The 17,455-nt window shown below is 73.4% G+C and carries 20 protein-coding genes; 8 read left to right on the forward strand and 12 right to left on the reverse strand.

Annotated elements, in window-relative coordinates; all coding sequences use genetic code 11:
• Nucleotides 1-49: 49 nt before the first annotated feature.
• From ppk2 to JNK12_00540, 3 genes are all read right to left on the reverse strand, one after another.
• Nucleotides 50-814, reverse strand: coding sequence for a polyphosphate kinase 2 (ppk2, locus tag JNK12_00530; GenBank protein MBL8774375.1), 765 nt, complete (start codon nt 812-814; stop codon nt 50-52).
• 28 nt (nt 815-842) lie between these two features.
• A complete protein-coding gene (locus tag JNK12_00535; GenBank protein ID MBL8774376.1) occupies nt 843-2,579 on the reverse strand; it encodes an amidohydrolase family protein in 1,737 nt (578 codons plus the stop codon).
• A gap of 120 nt (nt 2,580-2,699) precedes the next feature.
• On the reverse strand, nt 2,700-3,176 hold the full coding sequence (locus JNK12_00540; protein ID MBL8774377.1) for a nuclear transport factor 2 family protein: 477 nt from the start codon (nt 3,174-3,176) through the stop codon (nt 2,700-2,702).
• A 121-nt stretch (nt 3,177-3,297) separates the two neighbouring features.
• Between JNK12_00540 and JNK12_00545 the strand changes: the two genes are divergently transcribed.
• From JNK12_00545 to JNK12_00555, 3 genes are all read left to right on the forward strand, one after another.
• Nucleotides 3,298-5,826 carry an S-layer homology domain-containing protein gene (locus tag JNK12_00545; GenBank protein ID MBL8774378.1) on the forward strand — a complete coding sequence of 843 codons (2,529 nt, stop codon included), beginning with the start codon at nt 3,298-3,300 and terminating at the stop codon, nt 5,824-5,826.
• A gap of 170 nt (nt 5,827-5,996) precedes the next feature.
• Nucleotides 5,997-6,716 carry a hypothetical protein gene (locus JNK12_00550; GenBank protein MBL8774379.1) on the forward strand — a complete coding sequence of 240 codons (720 nt, stop codon included), beginning with the start codon at nt 5,997-5,999 and terminating at the stop codon, nt 6,714-6,716.
• A 57-nt stretch (nt 6,717-6,773) separates the two neighbouring features.
• Nucleotides 6,774-7,238, forward strand: a complete 465-nt coding sequence (locus JNK12_00555; protein MBL8774380.1) for a hypothetical protein — start codon at nt 6,774-6,776, stop codon at nt 7,236-7,238.
• A 63-nt stretch (nt 7,239-7,301) separates the two neighbouring features.
• On the opposite strand, the gene JNK12_00560 is transcribed toward JNK12_00555, so the two are convergent.
• Nucleotides 7,302-8,168: a DUF3445 domain-containing protein gene (locus tag JNK12_00560; GenBank protein ID MBL8774381.1), complete on the reverse strand. Its 867-nt coding sequence runs from the start codon at nt 8,166-8,168 to the stop codon at nt 7,302-7,304.
• A gap of 9 nt (nt 8,169-8,177) precedes the next feature.
• Between JNK12_00560 and JNK12_00565 the strand changes: the two genes are divergently transcribed.
• Nucleotides 8,178-8,618 (forward strand): VOC family protein, encoded by a 441-nt coding sequence (locus tag JNK12_00565; protein ID MBL8774382.1) that lies wholly within the window; start codon nt 8,178-8,180, stop codon nt 8,616-8,618.
• Nucleotides 8,619-8,634: 16 nt separating this feature from the next.
• Here JNK12_00565 and JNK12_00570 read toward each other — a convergent pair whose 3' ends face one another.
• Nucleotides 8,635-9,084 carry a peroxiredoxin gene (locus tag JNK12_00570; GenBank protein MBL8774383.1) on the reverse strand — a complete coding sequence of 150 codons (450 nt, stop codon included), beginning with the start codon at nt 9,082-9,084 and terminating at the stop codon, nt 8,635-8,637.
• 91 nt (nt 9,085-9,175) lie between these two features.
• Between JNK12_00570 and JNK12_00575 the strand changes: the two genes are divergently transcribed.
• Nucleotides 9,176-9,955 (forward strand): L,D-transpeptidase, encoded by a 780-nt coding sequence (locus tag JNK12_00575; GenBank protein ID MBL8774384.1) that lies wholly within the window; start codon nt 9,176-9,178, stop codon nt 9,953-9,955.
• Nucleotides 9,956-9,998: 43 nt separating this feature from the next.
• Here JNK12_00575 and JNK12_00580 read toward each other — a convergent pair whose 3' ends face one another.
• Together JNK12_00580 and JNK12_00585 are read right to left on the reverse strand one after the other, a co-directional pair.
• Nucleotides 9,999-11,087 (reverse strand): polysaccharide deacetylase family protein, encoded by a 1,089-nt coding sequence (locus JNK12_00580; GenBank protein MBL8774385.1) that lies wholly within the window; start codon nt 11,085-11,087, stop codon nt 9,999-10,001.
• Nucleotides 11,088-11,129: 42 nt separating this feature from the next.
• Nucleotides 11,130-11,534, reverse strand: a complete 405-nt coding sequence (locus tag JNK12_00585; protein MBL8774386.1) for a transglycosylase family protein — start codon at nt 11,532-11,534, stop codon at nt 11,130-11,132.
• 103 nt (nt 11,535-11,637) lie between these two features.
• On the opposite strand from JNK12_00585, the gene JNK12_00590 reads away from it, so the two are divergent.
• Together JNK12_00590 and JNK12_00595 are read left to right on the forward strand one after the other, a co-directional pair.
• The gene (locus JNK12_00590; GenBank protein ID MBL8774387.1) at nt 11,638-13,092 is read left to right on the forward strand and encodes an aldehyde dehydrogenase; all 1,455 of its coding nucleotides are present in this window, start codon (nt 11,638-11,640) and stop codon (nt 13,090-13,092) included.
• Nucleotides 13,093-13,105: 13 nt separating this feature from the next.
• Nucleotides 13,106-14,152: an endonuclease/exonuclease/phosphatase family protein gene (locus JNK12_00595; protein ID MBL8774388.1), complete on the forward strand. Its 1,047-nt coding sequence runs from the start codon at nt 13,106-13,108 to the stop codon at nt 14,150-14,152.
• Between the two features lie 28 nt (nt 14,153-14,180).
• On the opposite strand, the gene JNK12_00600 is transcribed toward JNK12_00595, so the two are convergent.
• From JNK12_00600 to JNK12_00610, 3 genes are all read right to left on the reverse strand, one after another.
• The gene (locus JNK12_00600; GenBank protein MBL8774389.1) at nt 14,181-15,302 is read right to left on the reverse strand and encodes a S8 family serine peptidase; all 1,122 of its coding nucleotides are present in this window, start codon (nt 15,300-15,302) and stop codon (nt 14,181-14,183) included.
• A 47-nt stretch (nt 15,303-15,349) separates the two neighbouring features.
• Nucleotides 15,350-15,526 carry a hypothetical protein gene (locus tag JNK12_00605; GenBank protein MBL8774390.1) on the reverse strand — a complete coding sequence of 59 codons (177 nt, stop codon included), beginning with the start codon at nt 15,524-15,526 and terminating at the stop codon, nt 15,350-15,352.
• 166 nt (nt 15,527-15,692) lie between these two features.
• Complete coding sequence (locus JNK12_00610) at nt 15,693-15,854, reverse strand: hypothetical protein (protein ID MBL8774391.1); 162 nt, start codon at nt 15,852-15,854, stop codon at nt 15,693-15,695.
• Between the two features lie 250 nt (nt 15,855-16,104).
• Here JNK12_00610 and JNK12_00615 point away from each other — a divergent pair, with 250 nt between their 5' ends.
• Nucleotides 16,105-16,281, forward strand: a complete 177-nt coding sequence (locus tag JNK12_00615) for a hypothetical protein (protein ID MBL8774392.1) — start codon at nt 16,105-16,107, stop codon at nt 16,279-16,281.
• On the opposite strand, the gene JNK12_00620 is transcribed toward JNK12_00615, so the two are convergent.
• The gene (locus JNK12_00620) at nt 16,282-16,599 is read right to left on the reverse strand and encodes a hypothetical protein (protein ID MBL8774393.1); all 318 of its coding nucleotides are present in this window, start codon (nt 16,597-16,599) and stop codon (nt 16,282-16,284) included.
• Nucleotides 16,599-17,384: a ParA family protein gene (locus JNK12_00625; GenBank protein MBL8774394.1), complete on the reverse strand. Its 786-nt coding sequence runs from the start codon at nt 17,382-17,384 to the stop codon at nt 16,599-16,601. Before JNK12_00625 ends, JNK12_00620 begins: the two co-directional genes overlap by 1 nt.
• Between the last annotated feature and the right edge of the window lie 71 nt (nt 17,385-17,455).

A 17,455-nucleotide genomic window follows, 5' to 3' on the forward strand; every position in this document is an offset into this window, starting at 1 on the left:
GGAAATATCCCCCGGAATCCGGGGGGTATTTCCTCCAACGAAGGGCGATTCAGAGGAGGAGGGAGCGGGCGGGGGCCACGATGGTGGGGTCGGGCGCCGCCGCGGCGGCGGGATCCTTGCCGTCGTAGGGCAGGGCGTGGAGCACGTGGCGGATGGCGTGGAGGCGGGCCACCTTCTGGCGGTTGGCGTTCACGCCGGTCCAGGGGGCCCACTCGGTGTCGGTGGCGTCGAGCATGGTGTGCAGCGCCTGGGTGTAGGCGTCGTACTTCTCCATGGCCACCTCGTCGATGGGGCTGATCTTCCACGCCTTCAGCGGGTCCTCGCGGCGCTCCTGGAGGCGCTCGGCCTGGAGGTCGCGGTCGACGTCGAGGTAGAGCTTGAAGAGGTGGGTGCCGTCCTCGACGAGAGCCTGCTCCACCTCGGGGGCCTGGCGCAGGAACAGCCGGTGCTGCTCCTCGGTGCAGAACCCCATCACCGGCTCGACGCCGGCGCGGTTGTACCAGGAGCGGTCGAAGAAGACGATCTCGCCGGCGGTGGGCAGTTGCGCCACGTAGCGCTGGAAGTACCACTGGCCCTTCTCGGCGTCGTTGGGCTTCGGCAGCGCGACGACACGGGCCTGGCGGGGGGCGAGGTGCTCCCGGAAGGTGTCGATAGTGCCGCCCTTGCCGGCGGCGTCGCGGCCCTCGAACAGGATCACCACCCGAGCGCCCGAGGCGATCACCCACTGCTGGAGCTTGACCAGCTCGAGGTGCAGGGCGTGGAGCTGCTCGTCGTAGTCGTCGCCGTCGATCTTGGCGGGGCGCGTCAGGGCCATGGCGGGGGCTCCGTCCGGTTGGGGCCGGTCAGCGCTGGCCGCGCACGAGGCGGCCCGGCCGGGCACCGGTGTCCACGCCGTTGCGCCGGGTGACGGCGCCGGCCACGACCGTGGCGGTGTAGCCCGACGCCTCCTGCAGGAGGCGCCGGCCGCCACCGGGCAGGTCGTGCGCGAGGCGGGGCGAGCGCAGGGTGAGCGCGGCGTGGTCGATCACGTTGAGGTCGGCGCGCTTGCCCACCTCGACCGTGCCCCGGTCGCCGAGGCCGTAGAGCTGGGCGGTGCGCTGCGTCTGCATCTGCACGACGGACTCGAGGGACAGCTGCGGCCCGCGGCTGCGGTCCCGGGCCCAGTGGGTCAGCCCATAGGTCGGCAGGGAGGCGTCGCAGATCATCCCGCAATGGGCGCCGCCGTCGCCGAGCCCCAGCGCGGCCCGGGGGTGGGTCATCTGCTCGCGGAGGACGTCGTGGTTGCCGTGGGTGTAGTTGAACAGCGGCAGCATCAGGAGCGCGCGGCCCTCGTCCTCGCAGAGCAGGTCGTACACCTTCTCGTCGGCGGTGACCCCGGCGGCCTCGGCCAGCGCCCCCGCCGACTGGTCGGGCGTGGGCTCGTACTCGGGCGGGTCGCCCATGACGAACAGCTTCTGCGGAATGGTGCGCAGGAAGGCCGGCAGGCCGTCCCACAGGCTGCCGTCACCGGGCGCGTCCTCCTCCGCGAGGATGGCGGCCCGCACCTTCGGCTCGCGCAGCTGGCGGATGCGCTCGTCGAGGGGCAGGCCGGCGATGGCCAGGTACGACGGGCGCCGGGCGAACGGGTGGTGGGTCTGGAAGCCGATGAGCATGCCGAAGGGGCGGTTGGCGATCTGCGGGTAGATCTCGGCCCCCTCGTCGAGGGCCTTCACCGACTCCTCCATCTGCATCTTCCAGAGGTCGGGGGCGAGGTCCACCTGCAACACGATGAAGGTGACGGGTCGCTCGATCTCGCCGGACAGGCGTCGCATCCAGCTCATCTCCGCCGCGGCCGGCGAGAGGTCCAGTCCGTCCACCCCTGCGGGGGCGAGCTCGAAGATGGAGGCACCGCCGCGGGCCATGGCCCGGCCGATGCCGAACAGCTCGTCCTCGGCCGCGTACGTGCCGGGGACGGGCTCGCCGTCGATGGCCCGGTGGGCGATCGTGCGCGAGGTGGAGAAGCCGAGGGCACCGGCCTCAACGGCCTCCTGCACGATGTCGGCCATCGCCGCGATGTCCTCGGGCGTGGCGGGCTCGTTGCGGGCGCCCCGGTCGCCCATCACGTAGCCGCGCACCGCGCCGTGGGGGATCTGGGCGCCGATGTCCACCGCGAAGTGCCGCTGGTCGAGCGCGTCCAGGTACTCGGGGAACGTCTCCCAGCCCCACGTCATGCCTTCCGCCAGCGCGGTGCCGGGGATGTCCTCGACGCCCTCCATCAGCTGGATGAGCCAGTCCTCCTGGCCCGGGTGCACGGGAGCGAAGCCGACCCCGCAGTTGCCCATGACCAGGGTGGTCACCCCGTGGCCCGCCGACGGGTCGAGCGAGGTGTCCCAGGTGGCCTGGCCGTCGTAGTGGGTGTGGATGTCGACGAACCCCGGCGTGACCAACTGGTCGGTGGCGTCGATGGTCTCGGCCGCGTCCGCCTCGATGGCCGGCGCCACCTCGGTGACCACCCCGTCTTTGACGCCGACGTCGGCGCGGCGGGCCTCGGCCCCCGTGCCGTCGACCAGCGTTCCCCCCTTGATGACCATGTCGAACATGTCTGCTGTGTCCCTCCTTCGTCGGGACGGCTTCGCCATCCGGTTCGTCGGTGCTGCTGCTCCACTCCGTTGCGCAGCGTCGCCGCCGCCGGGCGAGCCCCTCGCGTGCCGCTCAGTCTCTCAGCTGTCGGAGCCCGTGGGGTCCTCGGGCGTGTGGTCGATGCCGGTCTTCGAGTAGCCGTCCATGATGTGCTCCATCCACCACAAGGGCGCGGCGTCGAGGAGCCCCTGGAGGTCGGGGTAGTCCCACCACCGGGTGATGCGCCCGTCGAAGTCGATCTCGTGGACCGACACGAATCTCACGGTGAAGCACTCGCCCGTGTGCCAGTGCCACTCCTCGGCGTGCTCGGTCATCACCGTCTGCTCGTCGGCGACGATGCGACCCGGGTGGTGGAAGATGCCCTCGAGGGGCTCGAGCCCGAGCCGGAGGCGGGCGGCGATCTGGGCGGGGCCGACCGCGAGGTCCTCGTCGGGGGTGAACACGTCGGTGTACTGCCCGTCGGGCGTGAAGTAGGCGCCCACGGCGTCGAAGTCCCGCCGGTAGAGGTCCGCCCAGAAGCGCTCGATGAGCGCCTTGTTCATGTCTGCCGTGCGCATCCTCCCGACGTTAAGCGGTCCCAGCCGCCCCGTCGTCAGGTTGTGACCTCCAGCCCTTGGCGGATCCCCCTCCTCCCCGGACGATGAGGTCGTGGGACCTGCCTGACCGGAGGAGCACACGATGACCGCGATCACGAGACGACCGAACCGGGCGGCTGCGCTGGCGGTGTCGATTGCGTTGGCCCTCGTGCCCATGGTGCCCGCTGGGGCGGGCCGCGCGAGTACCGCAGGCGCCGCGGCGTCGCCGGAGTCGACGGTGGTGTCGGTCGCCGACGCCGCCGGGTACCGCCAGGCGCTCTCGGACCTGTCGGCGCTCGCCGGCGCGGGCGCGAACCGCATCGAGGTCACGGCGGACTTCGCGATGAGCGGCTCGGCGTGGCCGATCTACGACGGCTCCCGCTCGCTCACGGTCGACGGCAACGGGCACCGGGTCGACGGTGGCACGGCGGAGCGGCCCTTCCTGCGCGTCGAGGGCGGACCGACGGTGAAGGTCCTCGACCTCACGCTCATGGGCTTCCGCGGCTCCGCGATCACCGCGACCGCGGACGCCGCCGACCGATGGGGCCGGCTCGTCGTGCGTCGCAGTCGCTTCACGGGCAACTCGACCAGTGGGCGAGGTGGTGCGATCTCGGCGGCGTTCGTGGAGATCGGCCAGAGCACGTTCGACGAGAACCACAGCATCGGCGCCGGCGGCGCGGTCCACGCGCAGTACCGCTTGGGCGCCGCTCGCAGCACCTTCACGGGGAACTCCTCCGGCACCGGCGGGGCCGCGCTCCACTCGACCGGCGGTCTCGACCTGTCCGCGTCCACCGTCGTCGACAACTCGTCGCCGAACGCCTCCGTCCGGGTCCGTGACTCGCTCATCGCCGGCGGATCGGTCGTGGCCAACCCGCTGGGCGGCGGCGTCGCCTGCGCCGTCGGCGCCTCCAACGACCACGGGAGCCTCGCGTCCGACCCCTCCTGCGGGTTCGACGTCGTCGACCCCGCTGATCCCGGCCTCGGAGCCTTGGCCGACAACGGCGGCCCGACGCCGACCCGCATGCCCGCCCCGGGCTCGCCGCTGGTCGACGCCGGCCCCGGCGGCGACCCCCTGTCCGACCTGTTCTGCTACCCGGCGGACCAGCGGGGCGTGCGCCGGCCGGTGGCCGGGGCATGCGATCTCGGCGCGGTCGAGCGCGGCTGGGGCGCCGTGGTGACCACCGGCGCCGATGCCGGCCCGGGCTCGTACCGCCAGGCGGTCACCGACGCGTCGGCGGCGCCGTGGCCGGTCCGCATCGACCTCGACGAGCAGCGGGTGTCGCTGACCGGCGGCGACGTCGTCTACAGCGGCGACCAGCCCATCGAGGTGCGCGGCGTGCCGGGGGCGGGGATCGACGGCGGTGGCGGCGGGCAGATCCTCCGGGCCACCGTCTCGCCCTCGGTCTCGGTGGTGGACCTGGTCCTGCAGCACGGGGTGAGCGACGACTCCGGTGGGGCCGTCGAGGTCGAGGCGGCGGGCGGCGCCCTGACCATCGAGCGCTCGGCCCTCCTCGACAACGTGGCCGACGTGTACGGCGGCGGGGCCGGCTCCCAAGGGACCCTCACCCTGCGCAACTCGACGGTGTCCGGCAACGAGGCAGGCATCGGCGGCGGTGGGGTCGCCTCGGCCGGCACGATGACCCTCGAGCACGCGACCGTCACCGACAACACCTCGGGCGTGGGGGCCAACGCCGCCGGCTTCGGGGCGCTCCACTCGTTCGGCTCGGTCCTCGCCGAGGCGAACGGCCCGTCGAACTGCTCGTTCCCGGAGGCGCCCGTGTCGGAGGGGTACAACTACTCGACCGACACGACGTGCAACCCCGGCACCGGCACCGACGTGACCGGGGGCGCCGACCCCCGACTCGGCCCGGTGCGCGACAACGGCCGAGCGACTCCCACGCGCTTCCCCCTCGCGGGATCGCCGCTGGTCGACGCCATCCCGGTGGACGAGTGCCGCGAGCCGTTCGACCAGCGACAGCTCGACCGGCCGTTCCCGATCGAGGGTCCGTGCGACATCGGCGCCATCGAGGCCGTGTACCCGGAGCACCACTTCACCGACGTGCCGGGCAAGTACGACGCCGCCGTGCGCTGGGTGTCGAGCCACGTCAACGATCCTGCGCTGATGGATCCCTACGCAGGGGGCGCGTTTCTCCCGAGGCTCGTCCTGACCCGCGGCAAGCTGGCGTTGACGCTGTACCGCCAGGCGGGCACCCCGGACGTGTCGTCCCTCCCGCCCGTCGCCTTCACCGACGTCCCCGCCGCCCAGCAGGACGCGGTGCGGTGGGCGGTCGGTACCAGCATCCTCGCCCCGCGGACGCCGACCGTCTTCGGTGCCGGCGACCCGAGCACCCGTGTGCAGGTGGCCGTCGCCCTCTACCGGGTGGCCGGATCCCAGGACGTGACCTCGTTCCCGCCGCACGGCCTCGACGACGTGCCGGCGTGGGCCGATGACGCCGTCACGTGGGCGGTGCACCACGGGGTCATGGTCGGCTCCGATGGCTCCTTCAACCCGCGCGAGCCCGTCAGCCGCGGTCCCTTCGCCCGGTTCGACTACCGGCTCGCGATCGACCCGGCCGCCTGGGCCGATCCCTCGGTGGCGCCCTCGACCGTGCCCTTCCGCCCCTCGCCCTGACAGGGGGCGTCCCCGGACGTGGGAGGCTGCAGCCGGCGCCGAGCGCGGCATCGTGGACGAACCGAACGGCGAAGCCGTCCCGACGAAGCATGACGATGCGCAACGGAGTGGAGCAGCATCGTGGACGAACCGAATGGCGAAGCCGTCCCGACGAAGGAGGGACACAGCAGATGGAAAAGGTGATGTACGTGGTGCGGGACCCCGCGCGCGGGCAGGGTGACGGGCTGCGGGACGCGTTGGTGGCCGCCGCCGACCGCTTCATCGAGGCCGGCGCGCTCGCCCTCACGGTCGACGTGGACGACTCCGACTCGGACGTTCCGCCACCCGTGCCGGCCCCCGAGGACGAGCCCACCTTCCGGGCGCTGGTCTCGGTCTGGTTGGACAACTACCAGCAGCGAGGGCCCGTCGAGGCGCTGCTCGACGAGCTGGTGCCTGACTACGACGGGTACCTCGTGGTCGAGTCGCTGTACACCGACTATGGGGGCAACGCCCACGCCGCGCCGCGCGACTGGCCCGATGGCGAGCGCTCCCGGGGCCTGCTCACCGTGACCTGTCTCGAGATGCCCGAGGGCGCGGACTACGAGGCCTGGATCGAGCACTGGCACGGCCACCAGTCCCCGATGTCCGAGGCCATGCAGCCCCGGACGCGCTACGTCCGCAACGAGGTCGTGCGACCGCTCACCCACGGCGCCCCACCCTGGAAGGCCATCGTGGAAGAGGCCTGGCCCAGCGCCGAGCACGTCACCGATCCGTTCCTCTTCTACACGGCGAGCGATCAGGACGAGCTGAACGCCAACCTGACCACCATGTTGGAGAGCGTCAGCCAGCTCACGGATCTTTCCACGCTGCGGGTCAACACCATGAGCGAGTACCTGCTGCGCACGCTCTGACCGGCGCCGCCCGCGTCGGCACGTTCTCCGGGAGCGTGGCGCGGGTAGTGACCGACCATGGCCGACCACATCGAGAAGCTGGAACGGGCGACCGACCGGGCGACGGCGCCGGAGCACGCCCGCAAGCACGCCCGCTCCGAGGACGTGCGCGACGACGTGCGCGAAGCCATCCGGGAGCAGCGTGAGGAGATCAACGGCTCCTGGGCGGGCCCCGGCCTGGGGCCCATGACCGACGGCCAGTGGAAGGGCTTCGTCATCGGCGCACTGGTCGGCGGGGCGCTCGGCATGGTCCTGCTGCTGCCCTTCGGCCTCCTCGGTTGGGGAGGCGGTCTGGCGCTGGGCTGGCGGCTGCTGGTGGCCGCGATCGCCGGTGCACTCGCGGGAGGCACCGCCGGCGTCATCTACCTGGGGGGCCGGGTACCCGAGCTGGAGGGGGAAACCGTCGACGCCGCCGGCCGACCGGACATCGGATCGTCACCGCGTGACCCGGCCACCGACGCTCGGGGGCGCCACCACGCCTGAGGGCGCTGGGCCCACCGTCACCCGTTTGCGCCTGCGGTCCGGACGGTCGTGCGGCCTCGGGCGTCACCTCGTCGCCTGCGCCTCCAACCAGGCGCAGGCCGCGTCGAGGTGTCCTCCGGGGACGCGGTCCCGGCCCACGGCGGCGCCTGTTCGTGCGGACGCCGCCAGCGCCGCGGCCACGTCAGGTCGGCTGGCGAGCACCCGGAGGGGTGCGAACTGCACCCGGATGGTGAACAGGACGGCCCCCGACCCCGGGAGCCGTCGCAGGGTCTGACGCTCGCTGCGCAGCCAGAGGCGCTCGCCGGCGTTCCCTGCCGTGATGCCCGGGCGGGGCGGCGGGTGCTCGGGCACGAAGAGGGTGTCGTGGTCGTGGACCCCCCAGTTGCGCCGCAGCACGATGCGGCCCTCGGGGATCCGCTCGAGGAAGCGGTCGACCTTGGCACGCAGCTCCTGCTCGTAGTGCGGGACGGGGCCGTGGATGGCGGCGGCCGACCCCCCGATCTTGTCGGCGAGGCGCCAGTGCGACGGGAAGCAGAGGGCCGCCGCCACCAGTGCGATGTCGCCGTCGCGCTCGGCCATGAGGCACAGGTCCTCCTGCACCAGTCGGGCCGCGGCCTCGAGGGGGTGACACCCTGCCGGCGGCGGCGCCGCCGCCGTGCTCCGGAGACCCTCGGGCCGGTGGGTCGCCAGCCACGCCTCGACCAGGGCGAGCGTCTCCGCGCCGGCGGCCTCGGTGCCGGGCAGGGCGGCGAACACGTCGTCGTGGCGCCGGCTCAGCAGGCGGGCCTTCTCCGTGAGCTCGGCCTCGCGCCGGTCGTCGACGGCCAGCCAGGCCGCTTCGTCGATCGTGCGCAGGCCCATGTGCAGCCAGGGCGGGCCCGGCTCGAGCACCAGCTCGTCGAGCCACGACGGCGGCTCGACGCGCGACACTGGCGAGCCATGGCCGGCTCGGGCGTCACCATCAACCATGTGGGGCAGTGTGTCAGCGATCTGGACCGCGCCAGGGCGTTCTACGAGGCCTTCGGCTTCGCCGTGGTGCGTGAGCTCCAGGTGCCCGACGGGGCGTCGTCGCTCCTGCGCCTCGACCCGCCCATGGGCATGACCGCGCTCTACCTCGAGCGTGACGGCTTCGTGCTCGAGCTGATGCACTTCGCCGGCGACGGCCCGGAGGCTGCGCCCGCCGTGCCCCGCCCGGTCAACCAGCCCGGGCTGACCCACCTCTCCCTGGGGGTCGACGACCTCGACGAGGCCCTCGCCACGGTGCGCGACCACGGGGGCGAGGTGCTCGACGACACGAACGTGGGGGTGGCGGTGTTCGTGCGCGACCCCGACGGGCAGCTCGTCGAGCTCTTGACCGGGTGGACCAAACCCACCCGCTGAGGGCGGTCGCCCTGGCTCAGCCGGCCGTGCCGAGGGCCGCCAGGGCCTTGTCGGCGTGGACGTTCATGTTCAGCTCGCTGGTGACCACCTCGACGATGGTCTGATCGGTCCCGATCACGAAGGTGGCGCGCTTGTTGGGGAGCGGGCCTCGGCGTGACACCCCGAAGCCGTTGGCCACGGTGCGGTCCGGGTCGGACAGCAGGGGGTACCCCAGGCCGTGCTTGTCGTCGAACTCGGCCTGCTTGTCGACGGCGTCGGCGCTGATGCCGATGCGCTGCGCGCCGACGGCCTCGAACTCGGCGCCGATGTCGCGGAAGTGGCACGCCTCGCGGGTGCAGCCCGTGGTCATCGCCTGCGGGTAGAAGAAGAGCACCACGGGGCCGTCGGCGAGCAGCCCCGCCAAAGTGACGGTCGCGCCGTGCTGGTCGAGGAGCTCGAAGTCCGGGGCCCGCTCGCCCACTTTCAGTGCCATCGGGCCAGGCTACGGGGCGGCGGCCGCACTGTGGGCATCGGGTGACGCGGGTGACCCGGTTGACCGCGTCGGTAGCCTTGAACCGATGTCCACCCGGCGTCGCGTGCTCGTGCTGTCGATGGTCGGCCTGCTCCTGGTCGCCGGCACCATCGCCTTGCGCGTCGGTGCCGATCAGCCCACGGAGACGTCGGCGCTGGCCGAGACCCTCGCCGGGGTCGAGCCGCCGCCGCCGACCACGTCGTCCACGAGCACCACCGTCGATCCCGCCGACGAGGGCTTCCTGGCCGCCCACGCAGGGGTGCCGTCGGTCGAGCTCTTCGACTCGCCGACGGCCACCCAGCCGCTGGCGGCGCTTCCCAACCCCACCGACGAGAACGTCCCGTTGGCGTTCCTCGTGCGTGAGGAGCGCGGTGACCGGCTGAAGGTGGCCATCCCCGAGCGCCCCAACGGCACGGAGGCCTGGATCGACAAGGTGGACGTCGTGACGAGGGAGGTCCCGAACCGCATCCGGGTCGAGGTCGGCGCCCGGCGGCTCACGGTCCTCCGCGGCCACAGCGACGAGGCGGTCGTCACCATGACGGTGGCCGTGGGGACCGATGCCACCCCCACACCCCTCGGCAACTTCTACGTCGACATCTCGGTGGCGCAGACGAACTACACGCCCTGGATCCTCAGCGTGGCCGGGTTCTCCGACGCCCTCCAGAGCTTCGCCGGGGGCAACGGCCAGATCGCCATCCACGGCTGGAGCGACAACTCGGTCCTCGGACAGAACGTCAGCAACGGCTGCGTCCGGGTGAGCTTCGACGACCTGTGGCGCCTCCGCGACCTCGCCCCGGTGGGCACCCCCGTCGAGATCGTCGCCTGATCGACCGCGGCGCGTCGCTCGGCGGCCCCGAGGCGCGGTGCCGTCACCCGGGTGAGGTGCCCTCCGGCTCCTGAGGGTCCTGCCCGAGGCCGGGGAGCACGAAGCGGTACCCGGCTCGTCGCAGGCCGGTGATCACGTAGGGCAGGGCGTCGACGGTGGTCTGGCGGTCGCCTCCGCCGTCGTGGAACAACACGACGGCCCCGGGCTCGACCTGGTCGAGGAGGGCGGTCACCAGGGCGGTGGGTGCCGGCCGGGCGAAGTCCTCGGTGTCGACCGCCCAGCCGAGCACCCGGAGGTCGCGCTCGTGCGCCTGGGCCACGACGTCGTCGGTGAAGATGCCGTAGGGCGGCCGGAACAGGGTGGGACGTTCACCGGTGATGGCTTCGACGCGGTCGGCCGTCGGCCCGATCTCCGCGGCGAGCACGTCCGGCGACGCGTCGGTCAGGTCGGCGTGGTCGATGGAGTGGTCGCACAGGCGGTGGCCCTCGGCGGCGATGCGGGCCACGAGGTCGGGGTGGGCGTCGACCATGTCGCCGACGACGCAGAACACCGCCGGCACGTTGCGGCGCTTCAAGATGTCGAGCACCTGCGGGGTCCACTCGGCGTGGGGCCCGTCGTCGAACGACAAGGTGACCACCCGGCCCGGCACCTCGTAGGCCTCGACCGCCGGGGTCACCACTGTGGAGCGCACGGCCTCGTCGCTGTGGGCGCCGACGACGACGCGCCGCACCCCGTCGCGGCCGGGTCGCCAGGCGTGGCGCTCCACGTCGGGCAGGCCGGAAGCGGCGATGGGCTCGGTCCGGCTCACCGTCGCCTCCACCCAGTCGGTGCCGTCGGCGGTGCGCACCACGTCTCCCTCGTGCACCCGGTGGTCGTGGGTCGTGGCTTCCCCATTGCGGGTGATCACCGCCGGGTCGGTGACCCCCCGGATCACCCGGCCCGAGACGACGCTGCGCAGTCGGCCGTCACGGGGCGCCACGCCGGCGAGGTCCAGGGCCCGCCCCACGGTCGCCGGTTGACCCACCGCGACGGGCTGTTGGTCCACGACCACGTGGATGCGCACCGTGGCCGGAGGCGGTGTCGCCACCCCGAGGCCGACGAGGGCGAGCGGGGCCACGAGCCAGCCCGCCACGGTGCGCCCCGTGCGGGGTCGTCCGGAACGGGCCATGGCGGCTCAGGCCGGCCCGACGCGTTGGCCGCAGACCGGCCAGGGGGCGGCGCCCCGCTCGTCCCAGAGGGCACGGGCCATGGCGTCCTGCTCGGCGACGCTTCCCTTGTGCGGACCGAGTCCTTCGAGCCACGGGTAGTAGCGACCGGCCACGTCGTTCCAGGTGGCGCGGGAGAACTGGTAGGCGCCGAAGTAGCGCCGGTTCGCGCTCTTGGCCTGGTAGTTGTCGCTCGACTCGCACTCGCGGAGGCGCAGGAGCTGTCGGTCGCTGAGCGCGTCGCGGTGCTTGGGCTCCTCGGCGAGGAAGGCGGCGAGCTGGGCGGAGGTGCAGGCCGAGAGCCCGAGGCACAGGGCCACCACGAGCAGCACGGCGCGCCAGGCCCGCGGGGGCGCGGTCGTCGGGACGGTCATGGGGCTTCCGTCGGCGTGCGACGGGCGACCTTGAGCGCAGGCTCGGTCGCTAGGGTCAGCGAACGACCGGGCGAGCCGGCCCATGGCGACGAGAGCGGGAGCGATGAGCGAGACCATCCACGAGCTGTTGATCGGCGGCCGGCGGCGTCCGGCCCGGTCGGGTGCAACCTTCTCGGTGAACGAGCCCGCCACAGGTCGGCCCATGGCCACGGTAGCGAAGGCCGGCCTGGCCGACGTGGACGACGCGTTGGCCGCCGCGACCCGGGCCTTCGACGAGGGGCCGTGGCCGCGGATGTCGCCCACCGAGCGGGGCCGGGTGCTGCTCCGGGCCGCCAACCTGCTCCGGGAGCGCAGCGAGGCCTTCGCCGAGGTCGAGGCCCGCAACGCCGGCAAGCCCATCGGCGACGCCCGCTGGGAGGTCGTCGAGGCCGCGGCCGCCACCCTCGAGTACTTCGGCGGCGCCGCCGACAAGCTCCAGGGCGAGGTGGCTCCCATCGCCGCCCCCGGACTCGGTCTGGTCCTGCGCCAGCCGGTCGGCGTGTGCGCGCTGATCGTGCCCTGGAACTTCCCGCTGATGATCGCCACGTGGAAGATCGCCCCCGCCCTCGCCTGCGGGAACCCCGTGGTGTTGAAGCCGGCGTCGTACACGCCCCTCAGCGCGCTCATGCTCGGCGAGCTGCTGGTCGAGGCCGGCGTGCCCGAGGACGCCATCTCGGTGTTGCCCGGGCCCGGCGGCGAGGTGGGCAATGCGCTGGTGAGCGACGAGCGCGTGGCGAAGATCTCCTTCACGGGTGAGACGGGCACGGGCACGTCGATCCTCCAGGCATCGGCACCGAACATCGCCCGGGTGTCGCTCGAGCTGGGCGGCAAGTCGGCCTGCATCGTGTTCGGCGACGCCGACATCGACCGGGCGGTCGACGAGCTCGCCGGCGCCGTGTTCGGCAACGCCGGCCAGGACTGCTGCGCCCGGAGCCGGGTGCTCGTCGAGCGGGGTGCCTACGACCAGTTCGTCGAGGCCTTCGTGCGCCGCACCGAGGCCATCAAGGTGGGTTCCCCCCTCGACGAGTCCACGCAGATGGGGCCGCTCATCTCCGAGGGCCAGCGGGCCACGGTGCGCGGGTACGTCGAGTCGGGTGCGGCTGAGGGCGCCGCCGTCGTCACCGGTGGGGACGCCCCGGACGACCCCGCGCTGGCCGACGGCTCCTACCTCCGTCCGTGCGTGCTGAGCGGCGTCGACAACGACATGACGGTGGCACGGGAGGAGATCTTCGGTCCGGTGGCGGCGTTGCTGCCCTTCGACACCGAGGCCGACGCCGTGCGCATCGCCAACGACTCCATCTACGGCCTCTCGGGCTCGCTCTGGACCCGCGACGTCGGTCGGGCCATCCGCGTCGCCAAGAGCGTGCGCACCGGTGTCCTCTCGGTGAACTCGAACCGCAGCGTGCACCCGCAGATGCCCTTCGGCGGCCACAAGCGCAGCGGTCTCGGTCGCGAGCTGGGGATGCACGCGCTGACGGCCTACACGGAGGTCAAGAGCATCTACCTCTCGGACGAGTGAAGGACCGCTGACCGTGGCCCGCGCCGGCGCCGTCGAGCTCCGCTGCTGCTTCTACAACGCGTTCCTCCTGCGGGCCGCCCGGGTGCCCCTGCCCGGCCGCGCGCGCTACCTGCACTCGGCGCCGGCGGTCGACGCCCGGTCCCGCGAGCTGGGCCGGCGCCTGGCCGGCCGCTACGACGTCGCCGCGCTCTGCGAGGTGTTCGACCAGTCCGAGCACCGGGCCCTGGTGTCCGGATGGCACGGGCGCGGCGGCCGCCATGGCCGTCCCCGCACGGCGGCGGGCCCACCGGTGCTCCTGCGGCGGGTGCCCCTGGTCAAGACCAGCGGCCTGCTGACCGTGGTCGACGGCCATGCGGTCGCCCGGACCGCCACGCACCTCTACCGCACCCGCGGGCACCGGTTCCTGGACGCCGACGCCTGGGCCCACAAGGGCGCCTTGCTGGTCGAGGTGGACGTGGGCCTCGCCGCCAACCTCGAGGTCTACAGCACCCACCTGATCTGGGGTGGCGACCTGCTCGTCCCCCGTGAGCGCCATCACCGCTCCGCCGTGGCCGACTTCCGCCAGGCGCAGGCCCACGAGTTGCTGGACTTCGTGCGCCGCACCCACCGCCCGGGCAACGCCACGCTGGTCGTGGGTGACTTCAACATCGACGCCCTGCACCCGAGCTCGGCCTACACCGACCTCACCGGCGCCATGGGAGACGCAGGCTTCGACGACCTCTGGCTGACCCACGGCACCGGCCCGGGATGGACGTGTGACCTGCGCAAGGCGCCCGAGGTCATCGCCGTGGCCGACCCCGACGATCCCGACCGCTGCCTCGACCGGGCCTCACGAGAGGACCAGGCGCAGGCGGACGCGCCCCCCGAGGACGGGAACGAGCCGGGAAAGCGGATCGACTTCGCGTGGCTGCGCCGGCCCACCGGCGAGGACGGGGTCGCCGTCGAGGTCCGGGCCGTTCGCCGCCTCGCGTTCCCCCGCGAGCCGGGGGTCCCGGGCTACGACGAGCTGCCGTTCCTCTCCGACCACCTCGGGCTGCACCTCGAGCTCGCCTTGCGCTGAGGCTCGCCGCGGCCGTAGCGCGCGTGCGTCAGCCCGGCGCGCGAGCTCGGCGGCGCACGAGGGCGAGGCCGGCGGCGGGCAGCAGGACGGCGGCCGCCACGACGACGACGGGGGCGAGCCAGGGAGCGAACCGGCCGTCCAGGCCCTCCGCCGGTGGCGCCGGCGCGAGGGGGTGGCGCACCGCCCCCTCGGTCACGGCGGCATCCGCGTCCACCACGCCCGCGCCGAGGCGGGGGTCCTCCTCGGGGTTGCTGGCGGTGGTCACGAGCACCTCACGGACCTCCTCGGCGTTCAGCCCCTGAGCCAGCAGGAGGGCGGCCACCCCCGACACGAGCCCGGCCGACATCGAGGTGCCGTCCAGTGCCTCGTAGCCGTCGGTGCCGTTCGGCCACCGGGTCGTGGGAGCGACCGGGGCGGTCGACAGCACGTCCACCCCGGGGGCGGCGACCGCGCTGGGGTCGCCGAAGGTGCTGAAGGAGGCGGGGTCCCCGCCGGCGTCCGTGGCGTTGACCACCACGACCGGTACGCCCGGCCGGTAGGCGGTCTCGGTCTCGGCCCCGTTCCCCGCGGCGGCGACCACGACCACGCCGCGCTCGGCGGCGTTGCGCACGGCCCGGTTCAAGGGGCCGTTGGTGAACAGCGCCGGGGCGAGGCCGTCTCCGCCGAGCGAGAGGTTGACCACCCTGGCACCGTGGGCCACGGCCCAGTCGACCCCCTCGGCGATGGTGCGGGCCGAGCCCGAGCCGTCGGTCCGCAGGGCCCGCACCGGGAGGAGCTCGGCCTCGGGGGCGGCGCCGGTGATGCCCTCGCCGTTGCCTCCCACGGCGGCGGCGAGACCGGCGACGTGGGTGCCGTGCCCGTTGGGGTCGTCGGGGTCCTCGTCGCCGTCGACGAGATCGACCCCGGGGCGCAGGTGGTCGGCGAGGTCGGGGTGGCGTGGGTCGACGCCCGTGTCGACGACCGCGATCAACACCCCGGCACCCTGGGTCCGGGTCCAGGCCGCGGGGAGGCGCAGGGTGGTGAGCGCGTACTGCGTGTCTCGCCGCGGGTCGCCGTCCTGGATCCGATCGGCGAGCGCCGTCGCGGGGGTGAGGGTCGTTGCGGTGACCACGCCGGCAACGGCGATCGCCGCGAGTAGCCGTCGTCCCATGTCGATCCGTCGGCCCGGCGGGGGGCCGGGTGAAGGTCGGGAGCGGCTCAGGCGGCTTCGGGGTGACGCAGCGGCGCGGCGGCCGGCGGCGTCTGTGCCGTGTCCTCGGCGCTCTGATCTGCCTCGCGCAGGTCCTCGAGGACCCGCTCCCAGCGCAGGGCCCCGGCCAACCACGCCTGGGCGGCGACGCGTCCCGCCTGCTCGGAGTTCGTGATCGTGTTCACAAGGAGCACGGTACCGAGTAGAACGCGTTCTAGAAATTCCTGGCGCTGTGATTGGTGTCACACCCCGGACGCGAAGAGGGGGCCCCTTCGGGGCCCCCTCCAGTCCAGTCTGATCGTGGGTTCGTCCGGGCCCGCGACCCCGAAGGGCGACCGGATTCCCTGACGATCAGGCGGCGTCGCCCCCGGCCGAGATGCGGGAGATGGTGGTGGTCGGACCGACCCACCGGACCTCGCCCGACTCCGACACCTGAAGGCGTCGGTCCTGTAGGAGTGCCCCCTTCGCGATCAGCGTGGAAACTCGAGGCACCATCTCGTCGGCGACGTGCATGTCACCGAGCGGAAGGTGCGTTCCCTCCTCTGTCCGCATGTTGTTCATGTCTGCCAAACGGCCCTCCGACCACCCCTCTGAAGGCCAATGGGCCGGGTGGATCAGGCAAATGATCCGTACGGCCCATCGATACCGACGGGTCCGGAACGACGCCCCGCGGCACGGGATCGGCCAAGGGTTCACCTGGGGGTCACGGAGACGTCATCGCGGTCCTCCAGGCCCGTCAGACGGTGTCCGTACCGTCCGTTCCATGGACGACACCACGACCGTCACCGCCCGCCAGCGGGTCGTCATCGCGCTGGCCGCCGCCGCCGTCGTCGCGCTGACGATGCTGCGGCCGACCGCCGACGTCGGCGCCCACCTCGACGGCGTCAACGAAGTGCCGGTGGGCCCGACCGTCTTCTCGGGGACGGCGCAGGGCCGCTGATCAGGAGCGTCCGGCCCGCCGACGGCGGCGGAAGGCCCAGCTGAGCGCGAACACCAGTGCGGTGAGGGCGACGCCCGCCCCCACCTTCTTCGCGGGGAGGCGGCGGGCGGTGCCGCCGACCTGGGCCGGCGCCGGGGAGGCGTCGGCCACGCTCACGGGGCTCGGCCCCGAAGGGGCGGCGGCCGGCTCGGACTCGGGTGCCTGCTCAGGCTCCGGTGCCGGTTCGGCGGCGACGTCGAGCAGCTCGTCCACGGGGGCGGGCTCGTCGGCGGTGGGCTTGGGCCGGGCGTGGCCCTTCTGGGGGTCGTAGGTGGCCATCAGGCGTCCTCGGAGGGGTCGGGCACGACCTGGGCGAGCAGGTCGGCGAATTCCTGGGCGGCGGTCTCGGCGCCGGCGCGCTGGCCCAGGGCGTGGAGCGGGAGGGACTGGGCGGATGCCTCGGCGACGGCCGCCCGCAGGTGGATGGGACCGACGACGAGGTCGCCGTAGGTCTCGACGAGCTGCTCGTGCCAGTAGCGGGCGTCGCGGGTGCGGCCCAGGCGGTTGACGACGATGCCGGCGACTGCCAGGTCCGTGCGTTGGCGGTCGCGCACCCGCTCGATGGTGCGCAGCATCTGGGCCACGCCGTCGGAGGCCCAGGCGGCGGGCTCGCTGACCACCACGACGCGGTCGGCCGCCACCAGGCCGTTGACCGTGAGCAGGCCGAGCGACGGAGGGCAGTCGATGATGACGAGATCGTGGGGGACGCCCTTGAGCGCCGTGTGCAGCCGGTCCTGGGCGCCGACGGCGTCGGTGGCGAGCTGCACCTCGCGGCCGGCGAGTGCAGGGGTGCTGGGGGCGAGTTCGGGCACGGGGCCGGCGCCGGCCGGCCAGGCCGCGGTGGTGATGCTGGCCTCGATGGCACCGGGACGGTCGACCGAGAGGGCGTCGTCGACGGTGGCGGTGGCGTCCCACACCCCCAGGCCGGTCGTGGCGTTGGCCTGGGGGTCGAGGTCGACCACGAGGACGCGCCGACCGGCCTCGGACGCGGCGGCGGCGAGGCCCAAGGCGACGGTGGTCTTGCCCACCCCGCCCTTCTGGTTGGCGACCGCGAGCACCGGCATGGGCCAACGGTACCAACCGCCGCCTCGGGCCCCGGGGGACCCGGGAGGCGATGCCACCCCGACGATGCCAT

This window comes from Acidimicrobiales bacterium (assembly GCA_016794585.1).
Taxonomy (GTDB): Bacteria; Actinomycetota; Acidimicrobiia; order Acidimicrobiales; family DATDAH01; genus JAEUJM01.